Here is an 8,057-nt window from a genome sequence, read left to right as displayed (position 1 = left end):
GGACGGCCGGCCTGGCGCGGCGGGCGAGCGCGGCGGCCGGCGCGGGGCGGGCCGCTGTCGCGGGCCTTCGCTTCCGGCGCCGGTTTACGTTAGAATGCTTCGATGCGTTTTTTCGATACCGAGCGGAGGCATTCCCATGATCAAGGACATCGTCACGGACGAGGCCATCCTTTCCCAGCCCTGCGAGCCGGCCACGGCGGCCGACGCGGAGGTGGCCCAGGACCTGGTGGACACGCTGCTGGCCAACGAGGAGGCCGCGGCGCTGGCGGCCAACCAGATCGGCGTGACCAAGGCCATCGTCGCCTACCTCAACGAGAAGGACCGCCCGGTGGTGATGTACAACCCGCAGATCACCCAGGCGCTCAAGCCCTTCCCGGCCGTGGAGGCGTGCCTGTCTCGCGAGGAGGCCGCCGCCATCACCCGCTACAAGTGGATCCGCGTGTCCTACGACGTGCTGCTCAACGGCGAGCTCATGCCCCGCAAGAAGAAGATGGAGGGCTGGCAGGCCCAGCTCGTCCAGCACATGATCGACCACTGCAACGGCGAGCTGGTGTAGCATGACGGCCCCTGCTGAGGGGCACGCGCCGGGCGCGGCCGACGGCGCGGCTGACCCCGTGTTCCAGGCGGAGCAGGCCCACCTCTCCGCCACCTACGCCACCTTGCTCGAGCTGGGACGCGACGCCGCCCGCGCCATGGGCGAGCTGGCGGCTGATGCCGCGGCCGACAAGGAGTCCATGGCCGAGGAGCTGGCCACCAACTACGCCACCTGGGACGACGCCATGGAGACCCACGCCGACTTCATGGCGCTCAACCGCATCATCGACGGGTACAACCTGTCCCACAGCGTGCAGGCCGAGCGCCTGGCTGCCGTGGAGGCGCTTCTGCGCCAGCCCTACTTCGCCAAGGTGTCCCTGCGCTTCCGCGAGGGTGACGCGCCGAAGGACCTCTACCTGGGCACCGCCGGCATCTCCGATGCGGGGTATCGCCGCCTGGTGGTGGACTGGCGCAGCCCCGTGGCCGAGGTGTACTACAACCAGGCCATGGGCCCCACCTCCTACGAGGCCGACGGGCGCACGATCAACGTGGATCTGCTGCTGCGCCGCCAGTTCGACATCGAGCGCGACGAGCTGCGCGGCTACTTCGACAGCGACGTGGCCATCCAGGACTCTCTCTTGCTCGCGTCGCTCTCGCGCCAGCGCTCGGCGCAGATGCAGGCCATCACGGCCACCATCCAGCGCGAGCAGAACGTGGTGATCCGCCATGACGACGTGCCGACGCTGCTCGTGGCGGGCATCGCCGGGTCGGGCAAGACCTCGGTGCTGCTCCAGCGCATCGCCTACCTGTTCTACCGCAACCGCGACACCCTGCGCCCGGAGGAGGTGTGCCTCATCACGCCCAACCCGGTGTTCAGCCGCTACATCGCGAACGTCCTGCCCGACCTGGGTGAGCGCAACCCGCGCACCCTCACCTGGGGCGAGCTCCTCGCGCCGCTCCTGCCCGCAGACCGCGGCGTGGGGGAGGGATCGGCCAGCCTGGACGACCTGGCGCGCATCGATGCGGCCGTGGCCTCCTTCGAGTTCGACCCGCGCGACTTCCGCCCCGTGACGAGCGCGGGGGTCACCCTCATCGGCTCCGACGCGGTGTGGAAGGCGTGCCAGAAGTTCCGCAACGTCGCGGCCGGCCCGCACCGCGTGAGCCTCATGCGCGAGGAGCTGGCGAAGCGCCTGGAGGCGCGCCTCGGCCAGCTGGCGGCGACGGAGGCCGTGCAGAACGAGGTGGCGGCGCTCTCCATCGAGGAGCAGCTGCGCCTGTTCGGCGAGACGGCCGACCCGGTCGACGAGGCCGAGGAGCGTGCGCTGGCCCTGCGCTACCTGCGCGACCGCCACGCCGATGCGCCCGGGCGCGTGGAGCGCGACGAGTGGCTCGACGTGGACCGGGTGGCCCTGCGTCTGCTCGGAGACCCGGGGCTCACCTCGGTGGAGTGGGTCTACCTGAAGATGGCGCTCACGGGGCTTTCCGACCCCGGGGCCAAGTACGTGATGATCGACGAGGTGCAGGACTACACGGCCGCTCAGCTGGCGGTGGCGGCGCGCTACTTCCGCCGCGCCCGGTTCCTCCTGCTGGGGGATCCGAACCAGGCCATCGTCGAGGGGACGGCCTCGTGGGACGAGGTGCGCGCGGTGTTCGAGGCCGCCCGCGGCCCGGTGAGCGAGTGCCGCCTCATGACGAGCTACCGCTCCACCCCCGCCATCACCGACCTGTTCGCGTCGCTTCTGCCGCCGGAGGAGGCCCTGGAGGTGTCCTCCGTGCAGCGTGAGGCTGCGCCGCCCGAGGTCATCGTGGCGCCCGACGGCGACGCCTGGGCCGCCGAGCTGCGCCGCGTGGCGGAAGAGGCGGCCGGCGCCCCGGGGCTCACGGCGGTCATCGTGCCCTACAAGAGCGAGGCGCGCCGCGTGGCCCGGACCCTAGGCGAGGGCGCCGTGGTGGTGGGGGAGCGCGACAGCCTGCCCGATGCCGGCGTGGCGGTGCTGCCGCTTGCGCTGGCCAAGGGCCTGGAGTTCGACCGCGTGACCATCCCCGACGCCTCGGCGCGGGTGTTCCCCGCCACCGATCTGGCGCGCCGGCGCCTCTACACCGCCCTCTCCCGCGCCACCCGCCACGTAACCATCCTGGCCGACGGCGAGCTGACGGAGCTGCTGAGGCGCTAGGGGCGCACAGGGGGGGGGCGCAGCGCACATGAGGCGCTAGGGGCGCACAGGGGACAGTTCTGTGTGCTGCGGTGCGGGTATCCGCCTCGCAGCCGCGTCCCGCTCAAGTGGGGAGGGCATCGGGCGTCCCCCGCGTTCGGCCGGTGGGAAGTTAGGAGAAGAGAGGCCATGGCCAAGAAACAATCGCTTACGATGCGCAGCCTGCACTACTACTGGCTGGCGACGCGCAACCACCTGGGGCTGTTCGTGGCGCTCGTGGCCTCCACCATCGGGTTCTGCGGGTTCCTCACCTACGGCAACCCCTACGTGATGAGCCTCATCGTGGATCGCATCAGCGCGGCGCCCGTGGGCTCTGACGAGGTGTTCTCGGTGTTCGGGCCCTATGTCGCGGCGCTCATCGGCATCAACCTGGCGGGCCAGGCGTGCTCCAAGCTGCAGGACTACACGCTGTGGAAGCTCCAGATAGCCGTGAACTACGACCTGGCCACCACCTCCTTCGACTGCCTGTGCAACCAGTCGCTGTCGTTCCACTCCAACCGCTTCGGCGGGGCGCTCGTGAGCCAGGCGTCCAAGTTCATGGCCGGCTACACCCAGCTGCTCCAGGTCATGAACTTCCCGTTTTTGCCCATCCTGTGCTCGGTCACCTTCACCTGCCTCATCCTCGTTCCCGTGGTGCCGGCCTATGCGGCGGTGCTCATGGGCATGCTCGCGGTGTATGCGGTGGTCAGCTACCTTATGTACAAGCGCATCTTGCACCTGAACGAGAAGGCGGCGAGCGCCCAGAACCAGCTGTCGGGCGAGCTGTCGGATGCGGTTGCCAACATCCTGGCGGTGAAGACCTACGGGCGCGAGGACTACGAGCGGGGGCTCTTCGACACGGCGAACCGCGAGGTGGTGGCCCGCGACTCCAAGCGTATGCGCGCCTCGCTCGTCCGTGGCATCACCACGGCGGCCATCACTGTGGTCATCATGAGCGTGGTGACGGTGTTCATCTCGGGCGGTAACGCGTGGTTCGGCATCACGCCGGGCACGGTCATCCTCATGTTCACCTACACCAACACGGTGACCAACCAGTTCAACTTCATCAACACGGGCCTGCAGCGCATCAACCAGGCCTTCGGCGATGCGAGCGGCATGACGGCGGTGCTCGACGAGCCGCGGCTCGTGGCCGACAAGCCGGGTGCGGAGCCCCTCGTGGTGGAGCGGGGCGCCATCGACTTTAGGGACATCAACTTCTGGTACACCGACGGCGATGCGCGCACCCAGGTGTTTGACGACTTCAACCTGCGCATCCCGGCCGGGCAGCGCGTGGGCCTGGTGGGCATGAGCGGCGCGGGGAAGACGACGCTCACCAAGCTGCTGCTGCGCCTGGCCGACATCCAGGAGGGCGAGATTCTCGTGGACGGCCAGAACGTGGCCGACGTGACCCAGCAGTCGCTGCGGCGCCAGATAGCCTACGTGCCCCAGGAGGCGCTGCTGTTCCACCGCACCATCGCGGAGAACATCGCCTACGGGCGGCCCGACGCCACTGACGAGGAGATTCGGGCGGCGGCCCAGGCTGCGAACGCGCTCGAGTTCATCGAGGCGCTGCCGCAGGGCTTCGCCACCGTCACCGGCGAGCGCGGCGTGAAGCTCTCGGGCGGCCAGCGCCAGCGCATCGCCATCGCACGGGCAATGCTCGCCGACTGCCCCATCCTGGTGTTGGATGAGGCCACGAGCGCGCTCGACTCCGAGAGCGAGGCTGCCGTGCAGGAGGCGCTCGGGCGTCTCATGGCTGGGCGCACTGCCATCGTGGTGGCGCATCGGCTGTCCACCGTGGCGAGCCTCGACCGCATCGTCGTGCTCGACCACGGCCGCATCGCGGAGGACGGCCCCCATGCCGACCTGGTGGAGCGCAACGGCGAGTACGCCGCGCTTTGGAGCCGCCAGACCGGCGCTTATGCGGGGTAGCGGGGGAGCGGGGTGACGGAGGGTCACACCTGATGGCACGCCCCGTCGGGGCGTGCCATCAGGTGTGACCCTCCGTCACCCATACGTCACCCCGCTCCGTCATTTGTGGCCAAAAACGATGCGCTTTACGCTGCGTTGACGCCGAGCGTCGGGCTTGCCGCGAACGGCGCCCGGCATAACCCCAGGTCGCACGCAGGACGCTTTCTTCTTGTCGCGTGCGGCGGCGTTTCGGCTGCGTAAACCGTGGCGAAAATGGCCAGAAACGCGATCCGTTGCCTTCTGCGTCCCTTCTCCCTCGGTCTCGTCGTATCGTTTGGCCGTGTCTGCCGCGACGGACGCATCGGGGCGGTTGGCGTCTCGTCTGGGGTACAATGGACGCCGTTTGCCACAGGAGCGAGGGGGGCGTCGTGGAGAAGAGGCTGACGGTCTGGCAGGCCGCGTGCATCATTGCGGGCTACGGGGTGGGAAGCGGCGTTATGACGCTGCCGTACCTGGTGGATCGGGCGGGGCTCGTGCCGGGGCTGCTCATCCTGGGCGTGGCGTTCTTCTTCAGCTACTGCATGCACCTGATGCTGGCCGAGATCACCCTTGGCAGCGGCAAGGGCTCCCAGATCATATCGGTGTTCCGCACCTACCTGTTCCGCGGCCCGCGTGGCAACGTCTTCGTGGGCATGCTGTTCGTGCTGACGGCGCTCGTGCTCATCACCAACCTGGCGGCCTATGTGGCCGGCGGCGCGGAGATCTTCGAGGCGGCCGGCTTCCCGCCGCTTGTCGCTACGCTGCTGTTCTACGCCATCGCGGCTGTGATCGTGCTCTTCGGATTGAAGGTGCTCGGCGTGAGCGAGGCGCTCTCCATCAGCGTCATCCTGGGAATCGTGGCCGTGCTGGCCGTCGCGTCGGTGCTGAGCTGGCGCAATCCGCTGCCGTGGGGCGTGGTCGGCCAGCCCAACGAGCTGCTGGCCTTCTTCGGCATGGCGATGTTCTCGTTCGTCGCGTTCTTCAGCGTGCCCCAGGCGGTGGAGGGGCTCGGGCGCGATCCGGTGCGCGTGCGCCGCGCCGTGCTGCTGGGCCTCGGGATCAACCTGCTGTTCAGCGTCGTCATCGTGCTGTGCGCGCTCGGCAGCTCGGCGCGTGTCACCGAGCTGGGCATCATCGGCTGGTCGGAGGGCATCGGGCTGTGGGCCCAGGTGCTCGGCTCGGCCTTCACCGTGCTGGCCATGCTTACCACGTACTGGTCGATCTCGCTGGCGCTGTCGGACATCGTGCAGGAGCAGACGGGGCTCCATCGTCGCGTGTGCTGGGCCATCGCGACGCTGCCCTCGCTCATCCTGGTGCTGCTCAACCTGGGTGGCTTTCTCGCCATCATGCGCACGGCCGGCGGGCTCATCGCCATCCTCATGGCCGTCATGGTGGTGCCGGCCTTCCGTCGCTGTCGCCGTGCGAACGGGCGCATCCTGCTGCCTGACGTCCTGGCCAGCACGCCCATGCAGGTCATCGTGCTGGCGGCGTTCCTCCTCATGGCCGTCGGCAGCGCTGTGAGCCTGTAGGGAGGCAGCCATGCGCACCGTCTTCGAGAACGGCGTGTTCCACACCTTGGAGGGCGAGGGCGCCACGGGTCGCTCGCTCGTGGTGGAGGACGGTGTCATCGCGGCTATTGACGGCGGCGCGCGCGGCGGCGACCGCGTGGTCGATATGGGCGGCGCGCACGTGTACCCGGCGCTTATCGACGCGCATCTTCACCTGATGGAGGCCATCGCGCTGGCGAGCGTGGGCGAGCCGGTGTGCGTGCTCGCCGATGGCCGCGTGGAGCCTCATGACCTGGCTGGCGTCGAGGCGCGCGTGCGGGCCGCGGCCGGGCGGGCAGGCGCGCGGCCGGGGAGGCTGCTCATCTTGAGCGGCTATGTGTCGGCGGCTGTGGACGAGGGCCGGCTGCCCGATCGGCGCGAGCTTGACGCGTGGGCGAGCGGGGCCGACGTGTGGCTGATGAACATCGACGGGCATTCGGGATCGTGCTCGTCGTCGCTGCTGGAGAAGCTGGGGCTTGGGGCGGTCGCGCCCGATGGCGTGTTCTCGGGGGAGGCGCACGACGCCAACCTAGGCAAGCTCACCGCTCATCTGGCCTTGCGGCTCACTCCGGCGGCGCTCGCGCGCGGCATCGCGCGCTTCTGCAACGAGTGCGCGGGGTTCGGCATCGGCACGGTATGTGCCCTCGAGGGCACCGATGACGTGGAGCGTGACGTGGTGGGCGAGCTGGCGGCCTTCCTGGCCCAGCGCCTGCCCATCGACGTGCGCCTGTTTCCCCAGTACCTTGACGAGCGCAAGCTCGCTCGCGTGCGGCCGCGCATGGCCGCCGCGCGCGTCGGCGGCTGCATGGCGTGGGAGACGGACGGGTCGGTGGGGTCGCGTACGGCGGCGTTCTCCCGGCCGTACCGCGATGGTACGCGCGGGTCGCTCTACTTCGACACCGCCGAGCTGGCGGATGCGGTGGGGCGCCTGGCGGGGCAGGGCTACCAGGTGACGGCGCATGCCATCGGCGATGCGGCCATCGACCAGCTGGTGGGCGTGCTCGACGGCGTCCCCGGGCGCCATCGCATCGACCACTTCGAGTTTCCCTCCGCAGACGCCGTGGCCTGGGCGTGCGAGCGGCGCCCCTTCATCACCGTCCAGCCGGGCTATGCGTGGGTGGACGCGCGCTTTCTCCATGGTTACGAGCGGTTCCTCGATGAGGAGCAGGTGGGGTCTCAGGTGCCGCTCGCGCGTCTCGTGCGCGCCGGCGTGCCTGTGTGCGGGTCGAGTGACGCGCCGGTGCAGTCGGTCGACCCGTTCCTCCAGATGCGCGGCATGCGGGAGTTCGCCGTGCCGGGGCAGTCGCTGACGGGGTTCGAGGCGCTACGGACCTACACCGCCAGCGGCGGCGAGATGCTGGGAGAACGCAAGGGGCTGCTGCGCGAGGGCTGGGAGGCGAGCTTCTTCGCCTGCGATGTGGACTTGGAGGCCTGCGAGCCTGCAGCACTTGAGGGATGTTGCGCTCGTGGCCTGTGGCTGCGCGGCCGGCCCTACCGCCCGCTGTCTGAGGGCCTGGGTGCCTTGGCGCGCGTTCTGACGCGCCGGCCGCGTCTGGTGTAGGCGTCCCGCCGCGGAGGCCGCCGCGGCGGTTTGCGGCCAAAAATGGTGCGCTTTACGCTGATGGGGCGTCCGGTGGGGGATGTCCTTGGCGAAGCACCAGGTCAGAGGCGAGGTGTTTTCCCTTTGTCATCCGCAATGTCGCTTCGGCTGCGTAAACCGTGGTGAAAATGGCCAGAGTGACGGGTGCCGGGGGTGCCAGGGGGTGCCAGGGGGTCACACCTGATGGCACACCCCGGCAGGGGTGTGCCATCAGGTGTGACCCCCTGGCACCCC

At 69.5% G+C, this 8,057-nt stretch carries 5 protein-coding genes; all 5 read left to right on the top strand.

The window, feature by feature from the left end:
* The first annotated feature begins 136 nt into the window (after window positions 1-136).
* The 5 genes from D1643_RS08815 to D1643_RS08795 all read left to right on the top strand — a co-directional run bounded on the left by D1643_RS08815 (window position 137) and on the right by D1643_RS08795 (window position 7,784).
* Complete coding sequence (locus D1643_RS08815) at window positions 137-556, top strand: peptide deformylase (protein WP_160710269.1); 420 nt, start codon at window positions 137-139, stop codon at window positions 554-556.
* A gap of 1 nt (window position 557) precedes the next feature.
* On the top strand, window positions 558-2,708 hold the full coding sequence (locus D1643_RS08810; RefSeq protein ID WP_160710268.1) for a UvrD-helicase domain-containing protein: 2,151 nt from the start codon (window positions 558-560) through the stop codon (window positions 2,706-2,708).
* 168 nt (window positions 2,709-2,876) lie between these two features.
* The gene (locus tag D1643_RS08805) at window positions 2,877-4,658 is read left to right on the top strand and encodes an ABC transporter ATP-binding protein (RefSeq protein WP_160710267.1); all 1,782 of its coding nucleotides are present in this window, start codon (window positions 2,877-2,879) and stop codon (window positions 4,656-4,658) included.
* Between the two features lie 407 nt (window positions 4,659-5,065).
* Window positions 5,066-6,205, top strand: a complete 1,140-nt coding sequence (locus D1643_RS08800; RefSeq protein WP_160710266.1) for an aromatic amino acid transport family protein — start codon at window positions 5,066-5,068, stop codon at window positions 6,203-6,205.
* Between the two features lie 10 nt (window positions 6,206-6,215).
* Window positions 6,216-7,784: an amidohydrolase gene (locus D1643_RS08795; protein ID WP_160710265.1), complete on the top strand. Its 1,569-nt coding sequence runs from the start codon at window positions 6,216-6,218 to the stop codon at window positions 7,782-7,784.
* Window positions 7,785-8,057: the final 273 nt, after the last annotated feature.

This window comes from Enterorhabdus sp. P55 (assembly GCF_009911695.1).
Lineage (GTDB): Bacteria > Actinomycetota > Coriobacteriia > Coriobacteriales > Eggerthellaceae > Enterorhabdus.
The sequence above is the reverse complement of the archived record's forward strand: the minus strand, read 5'-3'. Positions and strand labels throughout refer to the sequence as shown.